The 18823-nt window shown below is 68.9% G+C and carries 14 protein-coding genes; 5 read left to right on the top strand and 9 right to left on the bottom strand.

Going from position 1 to position 18823, the window contains the following annotated elements; all coding sequences use genetic code 11:
- Nucleotides 1–170: 170 nt before the first annotated feature.
- Genes RSA25_RS14210 through RSA25_RS14200 form a run of 3 tightly spaced genes read right to left on the bottom strand, consistent with a single transcriptional unit; the run spans nucleotide 171 to nucleotide 7944 of the window.
- A complete protein-coding gene (locus tag RSA25_RS14210) occupies nucleotides 171–3275 on the bottom strand; it encodes an efflux RND transporter permease subunit (RefSeq protein ID WP_332809504.1) in 3105 nt (1034 codons plus the stop codon).
- Nucleotides 3272–6799, bottom strand: coding sequence for an efflux RND transporter permease subunit (locus RSA25_RS14205; protein ID WP_332809503.1), 3528 nt, complete (start codon nucleotides 6797–6799; stop codon nucleotides 3272–3274). Before RSA25_RS14205 ends, RSA25_RS14210 begins: the two co-directional genes overlap by 4 nt.
- Nucleotides 6796–7944 carry an efflux RND transporter periplasmic adaptor subunit gene (locus tag RSA25_RS14200; protein WP_332809502.1) on the bottom strand — a complete coding sequence of 383 codons (1149 nt, stop codon included), beginning with the start codon at nucleotides 7942–7944 and terminating at the stop codon, nucleotides 6796–6798. Before RSA25_RS14200 ends, RSA25_RS14205 begins: the two co-directional genes overlap by 4 nt.
- A 205-nt stretch (nucleotides 7945–8149) precedes the next feature.
- Here RSA25_RS14200 and RSA25_RS14195 point away from each other — a divergent pair, with 205 nt between their 5' ends.
- Together RSA25_RS14195 and RSA25_RS14190 are read left to right on the top strand one after the other, a co-directional pair.
- Complete coding sequence (locus tag RSA25_RS14195) at nucleotides 8150–8545, top strand: c-type cytochrome (RefSeq protein WP_332809501.1); 396 nt, start codon at nucleotides 8150–8152, stop codon at nucleotides 8543–8545.
- Between the two features lie 9 nt (nucleotides 8546–8554).
- The gene (locus tag RSA25_RS14190) at nucleotides 8555–9016 is read left to right on the top strand and encodes a cytochrome c (protein ID WP_332809500.1); all 462 of its coding nucleotides are present in this window, start codon (nucleotides 8555–8557) and stop codon (nucleotides 9014–9016) included.
- A gap of 106 nt (nucleotides 9017–9122) precedes the next feature.
- Here the strand turns inward: RSA25_RS14190 and RSA25_RS14185 are convergent, their stop codons facing one another.
- Nucleotides 9123–11009: an ATP-binding cassette domain-containing protein gene (locus RSA25_RS14185; RefSeq protein ID WP_332809499.1), complete on the bottom strand. Its 1887-nt coding sequence runs from the start codon at nucleotides 11007–11009 to the stop codon at nucleotides 9123–9125.
- 36 nt (nucleotides 11010–11045) lie between these two features.
- Nucleotides 11046–11948: a LysR family transcriptional regulator gene (locus RSA25_RS14180; protein WP_332809498.1), complete on the bottom strand. Its 903-nt coding sequence runs from the start codon at nucleotides 11946–11948 to the stop codon at nucleotides 11046–11048.
- A 103-nt stretch (nucleotides 11949–12051) separates the two neighbouring features.
- On the opposite strand from RSA25_RS14180, the gene RSA25_RS14175 reads away from it, so the two are divergent.
- From RSA25_RS14175 to dbpA, 3 genes are read left to right on the top strand one after another with little or no spacing between them, the layout of a single operon-like run.
- Nucleotides 12052–13128, top strand: a complete 1077-nt coding sequence (locus RSA25_RS14175; RefSeq protein ID WP_332809497.1) for a YeiH family protein — start codon at nucleotides 12052–12054, stop codon at nucleotides 13126–13128.
- A 27-nt stretch (nucleotides 13129–13155) separates the two neighbouring features.
- Nucleotides 13156–13440 carry a hypothetical protein gene (locus RSA25_RS14170; RefSeq protein ID WP_332809496.1) on the top strand — a complete coding sequence of 95 codons (285 nt, stop codon included), beginning with the start codon at nucleotides 13156–13158 and terminating at the stop codon, nucleotides 13438–13440.
- A 48-nt stretch (nucleotides 13441–13488) separates the two neighbouring features.
- Nucleotides 13489–14865, top strand: a complete 1377-nt coding sequence (gene dbpA, locus RSA25_RS14165) for an ATP-dependent RNA helicase DbpA (protein ID WP_332809495.1) — start codon at nucleotides 13489–13491, stop codon at nucleotides 14863–14865.
- Nucleotides 14866–14919: 54 nt separating this feature from the next.
- Here the strand turns inward: dbpA and RSA25_RS14160 are convergent, their stop codons facing one another.
- The 4 genes from RSA25_RS14160 to RSA25_RS14145 form a co-directional block, all read right to left on the bottom strand.
- Complete coding sequence (locus tag RSA25_RS14160) at nucleotides 14920–15459, bottom strand: adenine phosphoribosyltransferase (protein WP_332809494.1); 540 nt, start codon at nucleotides 15457–15459, stop codon at nucleotides 14920–14922.
- 98 nt (nucleotides 15460–15557) lie between these two features.
- Nucleotides 15558–17123 (bottom strand): YdiU family protein, encoded by a 1566-nt coding sequence (locus RSA25_RS14155; RefSeq protein ID WP_332809493.1) that lies wholly within the window; start codon nucleotides 17121–17123, stop codon nucleotides 15558–15560.
- A gap of 37 nt (nucleotides 17124–17160) precedes the next feature.
- The gene (locus RSA25_RS14150) at nucleotides 17161–17853 is read right to left on the bottom strand and encodes a glutathione S-transferase (RefSeq protein ID WP_332809492.1); all 693 of its coding nucleotides are present in this window, start codon (nucleotides 17851–17853) and stop codon (nucleotides 17161–17163) included.
- A gap of 144 nt (nucleotides 17854–17997) precedes the next feature.
- Nucleotides 17998–18207, bottom strand: coding sequence for a cold-shock protein (locus tag RSA25_RS14145; RefSeq protein ID WP_006451993.1), 210 nt, complete (start codon nucleotides 18205–18207; stop codon nucleotides 17998–18000).
- Between the last annotated feature and the right edge of the window lie 616 nt (nucleotides 18208–18823).

Below are 18823 nucleotides of genomic sequence, written 5' to 3'. Positions count from 1 at the left end.
GGCTCCCGACATGGGGGGTATCTCGTGAGCCGGCCAGCGGCCGGCACTACCGCCCCACGTGCAGATCCACGCCATGGGTGGATGGCGCCCATACCCGCCTGTAGATCCACGCCATGCGTGGATGCGGTCCGCGAAAAAAGGAGGCCCGCCCAACGGGCCTCCATCCACCCTCAAACCGATTCTGCGCCCGGCTCGACCACCGGAGCATCCACGCCGCGGCCACGCGCGCGCCGGATGATCCGCGACACCGCCGTGCTCATGTCATCGAGCATCGCGTAGATGGTCGGCAGGAACAGCAGGCTGACCACCGTGGAGAACGCCAGCCCGCCAGCGATCGCGCGCGCCATCGGATAGTAGGGCGGGCCGTTGCCCAGCAGCTGGGTGTCGGTGAGCGAGATCGGCACCATGGCCAGGATCGCGGTGCCCATGGTCATCATGATCGGGCGCAGGCGCTCGCGTGAGCCCTCCACCAGCGCCTGCGTGCGCCCCATGCCGCGACGGCGCAGGTTGTTGATGTGCTCGATCATCACGATGCCGTTGTTCACCACCACGCCCATCAACACCAGGATGCCGATGAAGGACATGATCCCGAACGAGGTGCCGGTGAGCCAGAACAGCCAGAACACCCCGAAGATCGAGAACAGTACCCCGCTCATGATCGCCGCCGGGAACAGCATCGACTCGAACACCGCAGCCATCACCACGTAGATCATCACCAGCGCGATGAGCAGGTTGAACATCATCTGCTGCATCGCTTCGTTGTCGTCGCCGTAGTCGCCACCATCGAAGGTGAAGGTGTAGCCGGCCGGGAAGCTCATCGGCTTGAGGATCTCCTCCATGGCCTTGCGCGCTTCCGGCGCGGTGATCTTCTCGGCCAGGTTGGCCTTGATGGTCAGCGTGGTCTGGCGGTTGGTGCGGCCGATCTGCGTGGCCGACGGCTTGATCGACACATCCACCAGGCTCAACAGCGGGACCGAACGCCCATCCCCCGTGCGCACGGTGAAGCTGGCCATGTCTTCCGGGCTGCTCTGCTCGGCGCCGGCGAAACGCACCCACACCGGCACTTCGCTGTCGCCGCGCCGGAACTCGCGCAGCGGCGCGCCGCGCAGGGCCAGGCCGACGAAGCTGGCCACCTGTTCGGCGTTGAAACCGAAGGCGGCCGCGCGCTCCCGATCGACGTGGATGGCCAGCTCGCTGCCCTTCTCGCCGTTGTCGATGCGCACGTCGCGCAGTTCCTTGCGCCGGGCCAGCAGCGGCAGCACTTCCTCGCCGATCTCCTGCAGCATCTTGCTGGAGTCGCCGACGAGCTGCACCTGCACCGACTGGTTGCCGGCCCCGCCGCCACCGCCGTCGCCGCCCTGGTTGCCCACGATGTAGTCGGCACGCGCCGAGCGCGGCAGGCCCTTGCGCAGCGCCTCCTGTACGGCGGGCATGTTGTCGGCGTGCTTTTCGTCGAAGGTCACGATGGTGCTGCTGCCTTCCTGCTCGCTGTACCAGGAGTAGACCTGGGTGATGTGCAGGGCCTCGCGGTGCGCTTCCAGGTAGTGCTCCACACGCGCGACTTCCTCGGACATCTGGCCGTAGGTGAAGGCCCCCTTCCAGTTGTAGCCGATGAACACCTCGTGGCCGCCTTCGCCCCCGAACATGTCGATCTTGGTCAGCTTCATCGGCACCAGGCTGATCAGCACCACCAGCAGGATGCCCAGCACGCTCCATCCGCGGTGCTCCAGCGTCCATTGCAGCAGCTGGGCATAGCGCCGCTGCAGCCGGGCGATCACGCCGGACTCGGCGTGCACCAGCTTGGGTGTCTGCATGCGCGCGGACAGCATGGGGATCAGGCTGACGGCCACCAGCCAGGACGCCAGCAGCGACACCGAGATGGTGATCGCGATCTGCGACATGAAGATGCTGATGTTGTTGGTCTCACCGAACAGGTTCGGCACGAACACGATGCAGTGGCACAGGGTGCCGGCACTCAGCGCGATGGCCACGTGGCGGGTGCCCAGGATCGAGGCCAGGACCGGCTGGTCCGGCATGCGCTCGCGTTCCTGGTAGATGCTCTCCACCACCACCACCGCGTTGTCCACCAGCATGCCCACGGCCAGCAGCAGGCCCATCATGGTGAGGATGTTGAGGGTGACGCCGACGAAGTACATGAAGCCCAGGGTGACCACGAAGCAGATCGGGATGGCCAGGGTGACCATCAACGTGGACGGCCAGTGGCGCAGGAAGAAGAACAGCACCGTGATGGACAGCACCAGGCCCACCGCGCCGGCCTCGGCCAGCTCCAGCAGCGAGGAGGTGACCATCTTGCCCTGGTTGTCGATGACCTTGACCTGCACATCCCGCATCGAGGGCTGCTTGCGGATGGCCTCCACTTCGGCCAGCGCCGCGCGCGAGACCTCCACCAGGTTGGCGCTGCGCTCCTTGTAGATGTCCAGGCCCACGGCCGGGTTGCCGTCCAGGCGGCGGCCATAGTTCATGCGGCTGGGCTTGAGCCGGATCTCGGCGATGTCGCCCAGGCGCAGGCCCTTGGTGTCGATGACCAGGTCGCGCAGCTCCTGCAGGTCGGTGATCTCGCCGACCGGCTGGATGCGCACGCGCTGGCCGTTGTCGTCGATCTGTCCGGCGGAGATCGAGAAGTTGAGCGTGCGCAGGCGTTCGCTGAGCTCGTTGATGCTCAGGTTGTGCGCGGTCAGCCGGTCCGGGCTGATCGCGATCTCGACTTCGTTGGGCGGCGCGCCGGAGATGTTGACCCGGGCCACGCCGGGGATGCGTTCGATGCGCCGCTTGAACTCGCGGTCGAGCATGTCGTACGCGCCGGTCAGGTCGCTGGTGCTGGCCAGGCGCACCTTCAGCACCGGATCATCGCTGCTGGACCACTTGAACACGCTGTAGCGCTGCAGGTCGTCGGGCAGGTCGGTACGGATCGCATCGATGCGCTCGCGCGCGTCCGAGGCCGCGATGGCGATGTCGCGATCCCAGTCGGTGAACTCGATGAAGATGCTGGCGCCTTCGGAGGTGGCCGAGGAGCGCATGCGCTTGATCCCGGTCATCGTGGCCAGCGCTTCCTCGGTGGGCCGGATGATGTTGCGCTCGACCTCTTCAGGCGTGGAGCCGGTGTAGGGCACCTGCACGAACAGGAACGGTGCGGAGATGTCCGGCAGCGCCTCCAGCGGCAGCCGGAACGAGGCGATCAGGCCCACCACCACCAGTGAAATGAAGCACATGATGGTGGTGATGGGGCGGCGGATGGAGAACTCGGCGACGCTCATGCCGGCTCCTGCGCGCTGCCGGTGCCGGGGACCGCGCCGGCGCCACCGGGCACAACGTGCCCGGCATGCTTGCGGCCACGCTCGCGGTAGTACGCATCGCCGCGGCGGTCGAGCAGGTCATATACCACCGGAATGACCACCAGCGTGAGCAGGGTGGACACCAGCAGGCCACCGATCACGGTGATGGCCATCGGCGCGCGCACTTCGGCGCCCTCGCCCATCGCCACCGCCAGCGGCAGGAAGCCGAACAGGGTGCACAGGGTGGTCATGATGATCGGGCGCAGGCGCGAGCGCGCGCCTTCCACCAGCGCCTCGCGCTTGGCCACGCCGGCCTCGCGCAGCTGGTTGACCTTGTCGATGAGGATGATGGCGTTCTTGGTGACCAGCCCCACCAGCAGGATCAGCCCGATGAACACCACCACCGAGATCGGCTTGCCGGTCAGGGTCAGCGCCAGGATGGCGCCGACCAGGGCCAGCGGGATGGTGAACAGGATGACGAACGGGTGCAGCAGCGATTCGAACTGCGAGGCCATCACCAGGTAGACCAGGAAGATGGCCAGGCCGAAGGCGAAGATCAGCGAACGCGCCGACTCGGCCAGCTCCTCGCCCTGCCCGCCGATGTGCATGCCCACCCCGGCACCCAGCGGGTCCTGGGCCACCATGGCCTGCACCTCGCGCACCGCACCGCCCAGGTCGATGTCGCGCAGGTTGGCCGAGACCACGGCCACGCGGGTCTGGTCGGCGCGATGGATCTCGCTGGGGCCGTTGGTGGCCACCACCTCGGCCACCGCATCCAGCGTGACCGGCCGGCTGCTGCCGGGATTGACGATGAGCCGGCGGATGCTGTCCACGCTGGCGCGGTCGCCTTCCTGGGCACGCACCAGCACGTCGATCTTGCGGTCGCGGAAGCTGTAGCGGGTGGCCACGTCGCCGCGCACCTTCTTGACCACCACGTCGGCGATCTGGCGCGTGGTCAGGCCCAGCGCACCGGCGCGTTCCTGGTCGAAGCGGATCTGGATCTCCGGGAAGCCCTCTTCCACCGTGGATTTGACGTCGGCGTAGTGCGGGTTGTTGCGCAGCATGGCCGCCAGCGCCTGGCCGGCGCGCTCCAGCGTGGCCATGTCCTGGCCGCGCAGTTCCACTTCAAGCGGCGTGGAGAAACTGAACAACGCCGGCCGCGCGAAATCCACCTGCACGCCGGGATGCTGCTGCATCGTGCCGCGCAGGCGCTCGGTGATCGCCTCTTCGGTGCGTGCGCTGCCGCCATCGGCCATCACCACGGTGAGCTTGCCGATGTTCTCGCCGCTTTCGGTGGGACTGGCATCCAGCCGCGTGCCGCTGCCGCTGACGCCGTACAACGAGGCGATCTGGCCGTCCTTGGCATGCGCCAGCTGCAGCTCGCGGACCAGCGCATCGGTCTGCTTGAGCGGCGTGCCGGCCGGCAGCTTGGCGGTCATCTCGAAACGATCCTGGGCCAGCTGCGGGATCAGGTCCGCGCCCAGCATCGGCACCAGCGCCAGGCTGGCCACGAAGGCCAGCGCGGCCAGGCCGAGCACCTTGCCCGGGTGGTGCAGCGCGCCCGGCAGCAGCTTGAGGTAACCGCGCTCGGCACCGGCATAGGGCTTCATCGCCACGTCACTGGCCTTGCGCATCACCGGGCCGACCACGGCCACCAGCCCGCGCCAGACGCGGATGACCAGCCAGGCCAGGCCGAAGCAGCTCCAGCGCACCAGCGCCCCCACCCCACGACGGCCACCGGCCACCGGCTTGAGCCAGCGCTGCGACGGCTGCCAGGTGGCCTGTTCCGGCTCTTCGGGGAAGGCCAGCGGCGGCTGGCCCTTGAGCGAGCTCAGCATCGGGATGAGGGTCATGGACACCAGCAGCGAGATCGCGATGGCGATCGCCACGGTCAAGGCCTGGTCACGGAACAGCTGCCCGGCAATGCCGTCCACGAACACCAGCGGCAGGAACACCGCGATCGTGGTCAGCGTGGAGGCGACCACGGCCATGCTCACTTCGCGGGTGCCGGCGATGGCCGCCTGCAGGACGCCCAGGCCGCGCTCGCGCGCCTTGGCGATGCTCTCCAGCACCACGATGGAGTCGTCCACCACCAGGCCGGTGGCCAGCGCCAGGCCACCGAGCGACATGACATTCAGGCTCAGGCCCATCTGGCCCATGAAGAAGAAGGTGGTGATGATCGATACCGGCAACGACAGGCTGATCACGAACGTGCTCCAGCCATCGCGCAGGAACAGGAAGATGATCAGGATCGCCAGCAGGCCGCCGATCACCGCATCCTTCTTGACGTCGCTGATGGCGTGTTCGATGAAGCGCGACTGGTCTTCGATGGTGGTCAGTTCGGCGTCACCGGGAATCTGCGCCTTGATCTGCGCCAGCCGGGCGCGCAGCGCGGCCGCGGTGGCGACCGTGTTGGCATCGCCCTCCTTGTAGATCGCCAGCTCCACCGCCTCGCGCCCGCCAAGGCGGATGATCGCCTCGCGCTCCTTGTAGCCCTGGCGCACCGTGGCCACGTCCTTGAGCCGCACCGGCAGGCCGTTGGCGATGCTGGACGAGCTGCTGCTGGACGCGCTCTGTGCGGCCGAGGCGGCGGCCACCGCGGCATCGGAGCCGGTGGAGGCGGCGATGGCGAACATCTGCTGCATCGCCGCGTCGGCGGCGCTGCCGTTGCTGCCCTGGGTGGTCACCAGCAGGTTGCGGATGTCCTCCAGGTCGGCGAACTGGTTGACGGTGCGCACCAGGAAGCGCTGCGAACCCTCCTCCAGGCGGCCGCCGGAGATGTTGATGTTCTCTTCCTTGAGCCGCTTGATGACGTTGTCGATGGGCAGGTTGAGCTGGGCCAGCTTCTGCTGGTCGATGTCCACCTGGATTTCGTCTTCCAGGCCACCGCCGACCTTGACCGCGGCCACGCCGGCCACCGGCTCCAGCTTCTTCTTCAGGTCTTCGTCGGCATAGCGGCGCAGCTCGGTGAGCTGGCGCACCGCATCGGCATCGGTGGCCGCATCGGCCTTGGCCGAGATCACCAGGCGCATGATCGGCTCGGTGGACGGATTGAAGCGCAGCAGCACCGGGGCCTTGGCCTCCAGTGGCAGGTTCAGCGCTTCCATCTTGTCGCGCACCTCCAGGCTGGCCTGGTCCATGTTGGTGCCCCAGGCAAACTCGAGCACCACATCGCTCTGCCCGGTGCGCGAGACCGACTTGAGCTTGCGCAGGTTCTTGACCACGCCCACGGCCTCTTCGACCGGTTCGCTGATCAGGGTTTCGATTTCCGTCGGCGCCGCACCGGTGTACTCGGTGCGCACGGTGAGCGTGGGATAGCTCAGGTCGGGCAGCAGGTTGACCTTGAGGTTGCCCAGGGCGATGAAGCCGAACAGCATCAGCGTCACCGTGCACATGGCGATGGTGACGCGGCGGCGGGTGGCGAAGGCCACCAGGCCGCCGCCGGGTGCACCGGCGTGATCGCCCGGGTGCGGGTCGTTGCCGTGGTCGTTGCCGGCCGCACTCATTGACGGCTCTCCGCCTTCTTCGCGTTCGGCGTGGCCGCCGCGGCGGTCGCCGGCTTGGCGCCGATCACCTGCACGGCGGTGCCATCGCGCAGCGCCACCTTGCCGGCGGTGACCACCTGGTCGCCCGGGGCCAGGCCGTCGCGGATCTCCACCCACGGGCCTTCGGCATAGCCGAGCTTCACCGGCACGCGCGCGACCTTGCCGGCACGCACGCGGAACACCGCCGGGTCGCCGTCATCGAGCAGCGCCAGGCGCGGCACCACCAGCGCGTCGGCGCGCTGGTCATAGTCGATGCGGATGCGGCCGAACATGCCCGGCTGCAGTCCCTGCGCGTCTTCGCCGAAGCCGCTGACCACGCGGAAGGTGCCGCTGCCGGCATCCACCACCGGGGAGATGCGGTCCACCACGCCGGGGAAGGACTTGCCCGGCAGCGCATCGGCCACCAGCGTGACCGGTTGCCCGGCGCGCAGCGTGGCCAGTTCGCGCTCGGGCACGTTGAGGGTGGCTTCCAGGCGCGAGTTGTCGACGATGCGGAAGATCGGCGTGTTGATCTGCACGAAGTTGCCGGTCTTGATCGAGCGCGAGGCGATCACCCCGGAGATCGGCGCGACCACCGTGGTGTAGGACAGCTCCAGGGTGGCCAGGCGGTACTGCGCGCGTGCGTTTTCCAGGTCGTACTTGATCTGGTCGACGTCGGCGGCACTCACCATCTGCTGGCCGATCAGCTTCTGGGCGCGCTGGTAGTTGTTTTCCAGCTTGCGCATGACCGCCTCGCTCTGGGCCACGGCCAGGCGCGCGCGATCCGGATCCAGGCGCACCAGCGGCTGCCCGGCGCGGACCGGCTGGCCTTCCTCGACCAGCACCGCCAGGGCCACGCCGGAGGTCTTGGCCACCACCTGCGATTCGGCACGCGCCTCCAGCGCCGCGGTGCCGGTGTAGCTGGCGGCGACCGCGCGACGGGTAGCGGCCACGGCCTCGACCGGCACCGCCTCGGCGGCCTTGTCGGCCTTGGCGTCCTTCTCCGCCGCCTGGGCATCGGCGGTGCCGGCCCCGGCGCCGCAGCCGCTCAGCAGCAGGGTCGTGGTGATGAGCAGGGCAGCGGCGCAGGTTCCGGTGCGGCCGTGCAGGAAAGAAATTCGCGACATCGTCGTGTCCCTGAAGGATGCGTAAGCAGGTGTGGTAGCAAAGTAATGCACCACGTCACGATCACACCATATCCCAAAGGTCATGGTGACCTGCGGCGACGCCCCGGCCGGGCCCGGTTTCAGCTAGATGAAAACGCAGGCTATACTCGGGCCAGTTCCGTACCCCACGCCGGAACGACCAGACCCGTACACCGGAAAGGACATCATGCGCCCGCAGCCGCTCGCCGCTTGTCTTCTGGCCGTCCTCCTGCCCTTCGGGGCCGCCGCACAGGCCGCCACTGCTCCAGCAGTACCCGCCGCACCTGCCGCACCCGCCTCCACCCCTGCCGCCGTCGCCCCCGCGCCCCTTACCGGGAGCTACGACAATGGTCGCGTGCTGGCCTACACCTGCCAGGGGTGCCACGGCATCACCGGCTACAAGAACGCCTATCCCAGCTACCGGGTGCCCAAGATTGGCGGGCAGACCCAGCAGTACCTCAGCCAGGCGCTGAGCGAATATCGCCAGGGCAAGCGCAGGCATCCGACGATGCAGGCGCAGTCCATGAGTTTCAGCGAACAGGAGATCGCCGATCTCGCTGTTTACCTGTCCACCGCCAAATAAGCACCGCTCATGACGAAAGCCGCGCCGTTCACGCGTTATGCCATCGCCCTGTCCGTTGCCCTGCTGCTGGCTGGCTGTTCGCAGTCGCAGGTGGAAAACAGCGCAGATTCCGCCGCCGATCCGGGCCACGCCAGTGGCGAGCACGGGTCCGGCTCCTCCGCCGGCCTGCCGGCCGGACGCCTGGCGGCTGGTGAAGCCCGTGCCCAGGTCAAGGGCAAGGCCACCGGCCAGAGCTGCATCGACTGCCACGGCGCCGACGGCAACAAGCCGATCGACCCGACCTACCCGAAACTGGGCGGGCAGTACGGGGACTACCTGGCGCATGCGTTGCAGGCCTACCGGGCCGGCGACCGCCAGCATGCGTTGATGACCCCGCAGGCGACCGACCTGAGTGATCAGGACATCGCCGACCTGGCCGCCTATTTCGGTTCGCGGCCGAGCCAGTTGCGGGACCTGCACGGGTTGAAATGACCGTGGCGCCCTCGGGCGCCACGTGTCTGCCACGCATGGCGTGGCTCCTACCCCGGTCGTTGGGTGTGTGCAGCCACGCATGGCGTGGCTCTACCCTCCCGGCGGATTACGCGTCCAGTTCTTCCCAGCGCGCGTAGGCCGCGTCCAGCTCGGCCTGGACCGTGGCGAGCCTGGCGTTGTGGGCGGCCATGTCGGGCGCGCTGCGCTGGTAGAAGGCCGGGTCGTTCATCGCCGCGGTCAGGCCTTCGACGTCCTTTTCCAGGGTCTCGATCTTCAACGGCAGCTGCTCCAGCTCGCGCTGGTCCTTGAAGCTGAGCTTGCGCTTGGCGGCAGGCGCTGCGGCTGCGGCTGCGGCCACCGCCGCTACCGGCTTGGCCGCCGCAACCGGGGCGGCGGCCATCGCGGCCGCCACGCGCGCGGCCTGGCGCTGCCAGTCGCTGTAGCCACCCACGTACTCGCCCACCACGCCCTGCCCTTCCATCACCATCGTGGAGGTGACCACGTTGTCCAGGAAGTCACGGTCGTGGCTGACCAGCAGCAGGGTGCCGGCGTAGTCGCCCAGCAGCTCTTCGAGCAGCTCCAGGGTTTCCACGTCCAGGTCGTTGGTCGGTTCGTCCATCACCAGCAGGTTGGACGGCTGCGCGAACAGCTTGGCCAGCAGCAGGCGGTTGCGCTCGCCACCGGACAGGCGGGTGATCGGCGCGCGCGCCCGCTCGGGGGTGAACAGGAAATCCTGCAGGTAGGCGTGCACGTGCTTGCGCTTGCCGTTGACCTCGATGAAATCGCGGCCCTCGGCCACGTTCTCGATCGCGGTCCAGTCCTCGCGCAGCACCGACCGGTACTGGTCGAAGTAGGCGATCTGCAGGTTGGTGCCGGCGCGCACTTCACCGCTGTCCGGCTGCAGGTCGCCCAGCAGCAGCTTCAGCAGCGTGGTCTTGCCACTGCCGTTGGGGCCGATCAGGCCGATGCGGTCGCCGCGCAGGATGACCGTTTCGAAATCCTTGACCATCGCGCGCTCGCCGAACGCAAAGGAGATGTCCTTGACGTCGATGACCTTCTTGCCCGAATTCTCCGCCTGCGCCGCTTCCATGCGCACGTTGCCGCCCAGCTCGCGGCGCTGCGAACGATCGTTGCGCATCGCCTTGAGCCGGCGCACGCGCCCTTCATCGCGGGTACGACGGGCCTTGATGCCCTGCCGGATCCAGATTTCCTCCTGCGCCAGCAGCTTGTCGAAGCGCGCGTTTTCCTGCGCCTGCGCATTGAGGCGTTCTTCGCGACGGCGCTCGTAGTTGGCCCAGTCGCCCGGCCAGCTGGTGACCTGGCCACGGTCGATCTCGACGATGCGGGTGGCCAGCGCGCGCAGGAAACGGCGGTCATGGGTGACGAACACCACGCTGCCATTCCAGTTCTTGAGGAACATTTCCAGCCAGTCGATGGCCTCGATGTCCAGGTGGTTGGTGGGCTCGTCGAGCAGCAGCAGGTCCGGCGAGGACACCAGCGCGCGGCCGAGCAGCACGCGGCGCTTCATGCCGCCGGACAGGCGCGCGAACTCGGCTTCACCGTCCAGGTCCAGCTTGGTCAGTGTTTCGCTCACGCGCTGGTCCAGGCCCCAGCCGTTGGCGGCATCGATCTTGGCCTGCACGGCCGACAGCGCATCACCGTCGAAATCCTCGGCCATGCTGAGATGATGGAACTCGGCCAGCCACTGGCCCAGCTCGCCCAGGCCGTCGGCCACCACGTCGAAGACGCTGCCGGCCGCGCCGTGCGGCACTTCCTGCTCCAGGCGGGTGACGCGCACCCCCTGCTGGATGCGGATTTCTCCGTCGTCGGGCTTGTGGTCGCCGGACAGCAGCTTGAGCAGGGTCGATTTGCCGGCGCCGTTGCGCCCGATCAGGGCGATACGCTCGCCCGGCTCGATCGACAGTTCGGCTTTTTCCAGCAACAGGGGGCCGCCGACGCTGAAGTCGACGTTTTGCAGAGTAATCAGAGGCATCCGGCCATTGTACGGTGTGGCGGTGCGCGGCGTCGCTCAACCAGGCATGAAAGCGTCCGCCGGCAGCCCCAACAGGGCGCGCAGCGGCGGTGGCACATGCTTGCCGGGATGGTGAACCACCCACAACTGGCGCGACAGCGGCGGCAGCGGGGTATCCAGGATGCGCAGGCGGCCCAGCGCCACCAGGTCGGCCACCGCATGCCGCGGCAGGCAGGCCACGCCCAGCCCGGCCACGGCAGCCTGCTTGATGGCTTCGGTGCTGCCCAGCTGCATGGCACGGGCAAAGTGGTGCAGGTGCGGCAGCAGCGCCTGTTCCACCGCCTCGCGGGTGCCCGAGCCCGGCTCGCGCAGCAGCCAGCGCGCAGCCGACAGCGCGGCAAGGTCGGGGCGGTCGCCCAGCGCGGACCCGGTGGCCGCCACGATCACCAGGGCATCCTGCCGCCACGGCAGCACGTTCAGGCCGCTCTCGTGGCACGGGCCTTCGATCAGGCCCAGGTCGACCTCCAGCCGCTGTACCGCCGCGACCACACCGGCGCTGTTGCCGATGCGCAGGTCCACGTCGACGTGCGGCTGGTCGGCCAGCAGGGCCGCGACCCGGGCGGGCAGCAGGTAGTTGCCGATGGTGGTGCTGGCGCCGACGCGCAGCTGCAGCGGTACCCCGGTGGCCGACGCCGGGCGGCCCGCCCCGGCCATCGCCTCCAGGTCGGCGGCGGCGGCCAGCAACCCGCGCGCCGGGTCGAGCAGCGCCCGTCCCTGCGCGTTGAGGACCAGGCGGCGGCCAATACGGTCGAAAAGCAGCGACGGCAGCTGCGCCTCCAGCTCGTTGAGCGCCGCGCTGGTGGCCGACTGCGACAACGCCAGCCGCTCGCCGGCGGCGGCCGTCGTGCCCAGCTCGGCGACGGTCACGAATATCTGCCACTGGCGAAGGCTGATGCGCATGGCCGCATTAACCCATAAAATCGGTTGAAATCACATAAACAATGCGTTTTACAGGTTACGCCGGATTCTTCACGCTGGCCAATCGCCCCCTGCGGAGTTTCCCGTGAACGTGTCCGTGCTCCCCTCGCCCTCCCCGACCACCGTGGCACGCTGGCGTGGGCGCGTGCCCGGCCTGCTGCTGGCAGGCGGTGTCGCCGTGGCGGCGATGGCGCTTGCCACCGTGCCGTGGCTGCAGGCGCACGGGATCAGTGCCCTCACCCTGGCCATCGTGCTCGGCATTGCGCTGGGCAACAGCGTGTACCCGCGCCTGGCACCACAGGCAGCGGCGGGCGTGGGCTTTTCCAAGCAGTGGCTGCTGCGCGCCGGCATCGTGCTGTACGGCCTGCGCCTGACCTTCCAGGACATCGGCCAGGTGGGCGTGGGCGGTGTGCTGATCGATGCGCTGGTGCTGACCAGCACCTTCGCGCTGGCCTGGTGGGCCGGCACGCGCTGGTTCGGGATGGACAGGGAGAGCGCCCTGCTGATCGGTGCCGGCAGCGCGATCTGCGGCGCGGCCGCGGTCATGGCGGCCGAGCCGGTGGTGCGCGGGCGGGCCGAACAGGTGACCGTGGCGGTGTCGACGGTTGTGGTGTTCGGCACCGTGGGCATGTTCCTGTACCCGGCGCTGTACCAGCTCAACCTGGCCCATGGCGTACTGCCGATGAGCGAGCCACTGTATGGCGTGTTCACCGGCTCGACGGTGCACGAAGTGGCGCAGGTGGTCGCGGCCGGACGCGCGGTCGGCGAAGGGGCCGCCGACACCGCGGTGATCGCCAAGATGGTGCGGGTGATGATGCTGGCCCCGTTCCTGGTGGCGCTGTCGTTGCTGCTGGCCCGCGGCAGCCGCGCCCAGCCCGGGGCGGCACGCGCGAAGATCGTGGTGCCGTGGTTCGCGTTCGGCTTCGTCGCGGTGGCCGGGTTCAACTCGTTGCATCTGCTGCCCGCCGGGTGGGTGGCGCTGGCCATCGAGGTGGACACGGTGCTGCTGGCCATGGCCATGGCGGCGCTGGGCTTGACCACCCACGTGTCCGCCTTGCGCCAGGCCGGCATGAAGCCGCTGCTGCTGGCCCTGCTGCTGTTTGGCTGGTTGCTGGCCGGGGGCCTGGGCATCAACCTGGGCGTGCACGCGCTGCTGGGGTGAGCGCGTGCCGCATGCCACACTGGGGCGATGAAGCGTGAGCAGGTCCCGCCCGTTGAACGCCGTCGTCTGCACATCCCGTACCGCGTGGTGCTGGATCGCTACGGTGCCGTCGATGAAGCCGAAGACGACCTGATCGACCTGCTGCAGCGCGTGCTGGGCCCGGAGGTGGTGGTCCGCTGGGAGCAGGACACCGCCCACCCCAACCCGTGGTTCCACACGCTGATTCTGGATGTCAGCGACAGCCCGGGCGGGTTCAGCCATGCCCAGCACGCGGCGCTGATGGCGGGGCTGCAGGCGCTGGATCTGGCCTGAGCCGCACCGGCACACGCCCGACGGGCGACGCAGCGGGTAGAATGCGCCATGAACGAATTCTCCGAACTGCCCCTGTCGGCCTCGCTGGCGGCGGGCATCGACGCGCTGGGCTATACCCAGATGACCCCCGTGCAGGCGCAGAGCCTGCCGGCCATCCTCGAGCGCCGCGACCTGATCGCCCAGGCCCCCACCGGCAGCGGCAAGACCGCCGCCTTCGGGCTGGGCCTGCTGCAGGCCCTGGACCCGGCGGTGATCCGCGCCCAGGCCCTGGTGCTGTGCCCCACCCGCGAACTGGCCGACCAGGTGGGCAAGCAGATCCGCAAGCTGGCCACCGGCATCCCCAACCTCAAGCTGGTGGTGCTCACCGGCGGCATGCCGCTGGGCCCGCAGCTGGCCTCGCTGGAAGCGCACGATCCGCACGTGGTGGTGGGCACGCCCGGGCGCATCCAGGAGCTGGGCCGCAAGCGCGTGCTCAAGCTTGGCGGGGTGACCACGCTGGTGCTGGACGAAGCGGACCGCATGCTGGACATGGGCTTCGAGGAGCCGATCCGCGAGATCGCCGGGCGCACCAGCAAGGATCGGCAGACGCTGCTGTTCTCGGCCACCTATCCCGAAGAGATCCGGGCGATCGCGCGCGAGCTGCTGCGCGACCCGGTCGAGGTGACCGTGCAGGGCGCCGACAACGCGCCGGCGATCCGCCACCTGTTCTGCGAGACCGACCTGGCCAGCAAGCAGAAGGCGCTGGCCGGGCTGCTGCTCAAGTACAACCCCGAGTCGACGGTGGTGTTCTGCAACACCCGCCGCGACGTGGACGAGGTGGCCAACTCGCTGCAGCAGTTCGGCTTCTCCGCCCTGCCGCTGCACGGTGAGATGGAGCAGCGCGACCGCGACGAAGTGCTGGTGCGCTTCGCCAACCGCAGCTGCAACGTGCTGGTGGCCAGCGACGTGGCCGCGCGCGGGCTGGACGTGCAGGACCTGGCGGCGGTGATCAACTACGAGCTGCCCACCGACATCGAAACCTACGAGCACCGCGTGGGCCGCACCGGGCGTGCCGGCGCGTCGGGCCTGGCGATCAGCCTGGTGACCGGCCGCGAGCGCAACCGCGCCGACGCGCTGGAAGCGGCGCAGGGCAAACCGCTGGACTGGCAGAAGACCCCGCTGGCGCTCGCCCGCCCGGCCGTGCTGCCGCAGGCGGCGATGGAAACCCTGCGCATCGACGGCGGCAAGACCGACAAGCTGCGCCCCGGCGACATCCTCGGCGCGCTGACCGGCGACGCCGGGCTGTCGGCCAAGGTCATCGGCAAGATCGACATCTATGCCACGCGCTCGTACGTGGCCATCGCGCGCGAGCATGCCGCCCGTGCCATCGCGCGCCTGGAAGCGGGCAAGATCAAGGGCCGTCGCTTCCGCGTCCGCAGCATGTAAGGCACGGCGACGGTGCCACCCCATGGGTGGCAACCGTCAGCGGGCCAGCCGCACTCAATACACCAGGTTCGCCAGCAACGGCACCTCGGCATCCCAGCGCTCACGCCCGCCCAACCCGGCCAGCTCGACCAGCACCGCGGCGCCAACCACCTGCACCTGCAGCTGGCGGGCCAGCGACAATGCCGCCAGCAGCGTGCCGCCGGTGGCCAGCACGTCATCCACCACCAGCACCCGGGCCCCGGGCGGCAGCGCGTCGGCATGCACTTCGATGCTGTCGGTGCGGTATTCCAGCGTGTAGTCCTGCTTGAGCGTGCGGCCCGGCAGCTTGCCCGGCTTGCGCACCGGCACGAAGCCCACGCCCAGCACGCGGGCCATCGCCGCGCCCAGGATGAACCCGCGCGACTCGATGCCCATCACCGCCACCAGGCCGGCATCGCGCCAGGGCGCCACCATGGCATCGATGGCGGCCGCGAAATCCTCGCCGTGGGCGAGCAGCGGCATGATGTCCTTGAACAGGATGCCCGGCTTGGGGAAATCGGCGACATCGCGCAGGCGACCGGCCCAGGCGGGCACGGGGGCGGAAGAATCGGTCATGGTCACGGCAATACAGTGGGTGGCATAGCTTACCGCGCGCGGCCAACCGGCCCGCTCACGCGCGGGCGGACGGTCTGTTGCAGCGCCGCCCGCCGCGCTCAGGAACTGCAGGACAGCATCGAGCAACCGGCCTTGTCCTGCGCCCACGCCGGGCGCTTGCCGGCATAGTGGTCGCGCCCCGGCTGCGGCGTGCAGGGATCGCGCAGCACCGCCTGCAAGGCGTGCACCCCGCCAAGGTCGCCCTGCTCGGCCCGTTCGATGGCTTCCTGGGCCAGCCAGTTGCGCAGCACGTACAGCGGGTTGGCCGCGCCCATCTGCCGCTGCCGCGCGGCTGCATCCAGCGGGTCCGCGCGCAGCCGCGCGGCGTACTGCTGCAGCCACGCCTGCAGCGCGGGCGCGTCGGCCTGCTGGCGTTCGGCGCTGTAGAAGGACGAGGCGAGCACGGCCGGGTCCGGCGCATCCGGGTCCAGCGCCATCAGGCCGCGGAAGGCCAGGGTCATGTCCATCTGCCCCGCCTGCAGGCGTTCGCGCCAGGCCGCCATCATCGCCACGTCCTCCGGCCCGCACGCGGCGAGCCCGAACTTGGCGGCGATGTCGCGGCGCTCGCACTCGGCCTGCACCGCCTGGAAACGGTCCAGGCCTGCCTGCAGCGGCGCCACGTCGGGGAACAACGGCGCCAGCGCCTGCGCCAGCCGCGTCAGGTTCCAGTACGCCACCTGCGGCTGGGTACCGAAGCGGTAGCGGCGGCCCTGCGCGTCGGTGGTGTTGGGGGTCCAGTCCGGATCGTAGTCTTCCACCCAGCCATACGGGCCGTAGTCGATGGTCAGGCCGAGGATGGACATGTTGTCGGTGTTCATCACCCCGTGCACGAAGCCGACCCGCATCCAGTGCGCCACCATCACCGCAGTGCGTTCGCAGACCTGCGCGAACCACTGCGCATGGCGCGCCTGCCCGGCGTCGGCCAGTTCGGGGAAATCACGCGCGATGCAGGTGTCGGCCAGCTGCCGCAGCAGCGCGATGTCGCCACGCGAGGCGGGCAGTTCGAAGCTGCCGAAGCGGATGAACGAGGGTGCGACGCGGCAGACGATGGCGCCCGGCTCGGCGCGCGGATGGCCGTCGTAGAACATGTCGCGCACCACGGGCTCGCCGCTGCCGACCAGGCTCAGCGCCCGCGTGGTGGGCACGCCGAGGTGGTGCATCGCCTCGCTGCACAGGAACTCGCGGATCGACGAACGCAGCACGGCGCGACCGTCGGCGCCGCGGGAGTACGGGGTGCGACCGGCGCCCTTGAGCTGCAGTTCCCAGCGTTCGCCATTGGCGGTGACCAGCTCGCCCAGGGAGATCGCCCGGCCATCGCCGAGCTGGCCGGCCCAATGGCCGAACTGGTGCCCGCCGTAGTTGGCCGCCCAGGGCTGCATGCCGGCATAGAGCGCATTGCCGCCGAACACGCGCGCGAACGCCTCGCTGTCGGTGAGGTCCGGCCCCAGGCCCAGCCGATCGACCAGCGCAGGCGACAGTGCCAGCAACGTTGGATCGGCGACCGGGGTCGGCTGGACCGACGACCAGGCCGCGCCGCGCACCTCGCGCACCCGCGCGCCGGTTTCAGGATCGCCGGGAAGGTCGCCGATGAAGCGGTTGTCGAAACGCAGCGGGTCGGTACTCATGCCCACCAGATGGGGGCGCCACGGCGCCCCTGCAAGCTCAGGCGGCGCCGGCGCCGAGGTCGAGCGCCCCACCGCGTTCGCTGGCGCGCTGGTAGGCGGGGCGCTGCTCGATGCGCTGCAGGAAGGCCTGCAGCCGGGGGTAGGCGTCCATGCTGCCGGCGCGCGAGGCCGCCGCCTGGATCGGGAAGCTCATCTGGATGTCGGCTGCGGTGAAGCGCTCGCCGGCAAACCACGGGCAAGCGCCCAGTTCGCGCTCCATCCAGCCCAGGTGCAGTTTCAGCTGCGGCCCGACGAAGCCCTTCATGACCTTGTCGGCGATGCCGCGCGCGATCGGCCGGGCAAAGAACGGCATCGGCGCCTTGCGCACGCGGGCGAACACCAGGCTCAGCAGCAGCGGCGGCATGGCCGAGCCTTCGGCGTAGTGCATCCAGTAGCGGTAGCGCAGCCGCTCGGCGGCCTGCGCGGGCAACAGCTCGGGCGAGAGCTGGCGGCCGCTGTCGTAGCGGTCGGCCAGGTAGTCCAGGATCGCCCCGGATTCGGCCAGCACCAGCGCGTCATCCTGCAGCACCGGCGACTTGCCCAGCGGGTGGACCTCGCGCAGTGCCTGCGGGGCCAGCCAGGTCTTGGGATCGCGCTGATAGGTGACGATCTGGTACGGCAAGCCCAGCTCTTCGAGCATCCACAGCACGCGCAGCGAGCGCGAGTGGTCCAGGTGGTGCACTTTGATCATCGACGCGTCCGCAGGTTCAAAGCGTCATCGTAACCGGCGCCATGCCGCGAGGATGTCGTTGAATGCCGCGGATGACCCAAATAAAAACGCCGGAAGCTTTCGCTTCCGGCGTTTCAATGCAACCTGACGGTAGCGGGGGGTCGATTAGACCGCCTGCACCTGGTCAGCCTGCATGCCCTTCTGGCCCTGCACGGCGACGAAGGTCACCTTCTGGCCTTCCTGCAGCGACTTGAAGCCGGTGCCCTGGATGGCGCGGAAATGCACGAACAGGTCCGGGCCGCTTTCCGGGGTGATGAAGCCGAAGCCCTTGGCATCGTTGAACCACTTGACGGTGCCGCTCTGACGATCAGACATGTACAAACTCCTGAAACAATAGTTGAAATAATCGCGGCTGCCCATTGTGGGCGCCGAGACTGAGTTGCAGGCGTTGGTAAAGCGGATCGATGAGCAGATCGTGAGATCAACTGCACCAGGCCACGATTCACGGTGACCCTAGCAAACACAGTGTGGGGGACGATACTCGTGTTTTACCGAAAAAGCGATAGCTGGTTTATTCAGCCATCCCCCCGTCCCGCCTGACGCGACAAGGGATTGACCCATCCTACACGAAATCGCTGCCCCCATTCAGACTTTTCCTACCTTAAGATCAGCCAAATGCCCGATTCAAGTTTCCCGAGCCGCCGCATCGGGGGCGCCCCGGACTCCGGTAGTGCCGGCCGCTGGCCGGCTCGCGTGAACCCCGGCATCGCGCAGCGGCGGGTGTGAACCCCCGGGATGGATGGCGTGGAGCCGGTAGTGCCGCCCGCTGGCCGGCTCGCGTGAACCCCGCCATCGCGCAGCGGCGGGTGCGAACCCCCGGGATGGATGGCGTGGAGCCGGTAGTGCCGGCCGCTGGCCGGCTCGCGTGAACCCCAGCATCGCGCAGCGGCGGGTGCGAACCCCCGGGATGGATGGCGTGGAGCCGGTAGTG

The sequence above is a fragment of the Stenotrophomonas sp. genome (assembly GCF_036662295.1).
Classification (GTDB): Bacteria; Pseudomonadota; Gammaproteobacteria; order Xanthomonadales; family Xanthomonadaceae; genus Stenotrophomonas.
Note: the sequence above shows the minus strand (reverse complement) of the source record. Positions and strands in the feature narration are given on the sequence as shown.

Coding starts and splice junctions, on each gene's coding strand:
- RSA25_RS14210 (WP_332809504.1), bottom strand. CDS start 3,275: ATGAGCGTCGCCGAGTTCTCCATCCGCCGCCCCATCACCACCATCATG.
- RSA25_RS14205 (WP_332809503.1), bottom strand. CDS start 6,799: ATGAGTGCGGCCGGCAACGACCACGGCAACGACCCGCACCCGGGCGAT.
- RSA25_RS14200 (WP_332809502.1), bottom strand. CDS start 7,944: ATGTCGCGAATTTCTTTCCTGCACGGCCGCACCGGAACCTGCGCCGCT.
- RSA25_RS14195 (WP_332809501.1), top strand. CDS start 8,150: ATGCGCCCGCAGCCGCTCGCCGCTTGTCTTCTGGCCGTCCTCCTGCCC.
- RSA25_RS14190 (WP_332809500.1), top strand. CDS start 8,555: ATGACGAAAGCCGCGCCGTTCACGCGTTATGCCATCGCCCTGTCCGTT.
- RSA25_RS14185 (WP_332809499.1), bottom strand. CDS start 11,009: ATGCCTCTGATTACTCTGCAAAACGTCGACTTCAGCGTCGGCGGCCCC.
- RSA25_RS14180 (WP_332809498.1), bottom strand. CDS start 11,948: ATGCGCATCAGCCTTCGCCAGTGGCAGATATTCGTGACCGTCGCCGAG.
- RSA25_RS14170 (WP_332809496.1), top strand. CDS start 13,156: ATGAAGCGTGAGCAGGTCCCGCCCGTTGAACGCCGTCGTCTGCACATC.
- dbpA (WP_332809495.1), top strand. CDS start 13,489: ATGAACGAATTCTCCGAACTGCCCCTGTCGGCCTCGCTGGCGGCGGGC.
- RSA25_RS14160 (WP_332809494.1), bottom strand. CDS start 15,459: ATGACCGATTCTTCCGCCCCCGTGCCCGCCTGGGCCGGTCGCCTGCGC.
- RSA25_RS14155 (WP_332809493.1), bottom strand. CDS start 17,123: ATGAGTACCGACCCGCTGCGTTTCGACAACCGCTTCATCGGCGACCTT.
- RSA25_RS14150 (WP_332809492.1), bottom strand. CDS start 17,853: ATGATCAAAGTGCACCACCTGGACCACTCGCGCTCGCTGCGCGTGCTG.
- RSA25_RS14145 (WP_006451993.1), bottom strand. CDS start 18,207: ATGTCTGATCGTCAGAGCGGCACCGTCAAGTGGTTCAACGATGCCAAG.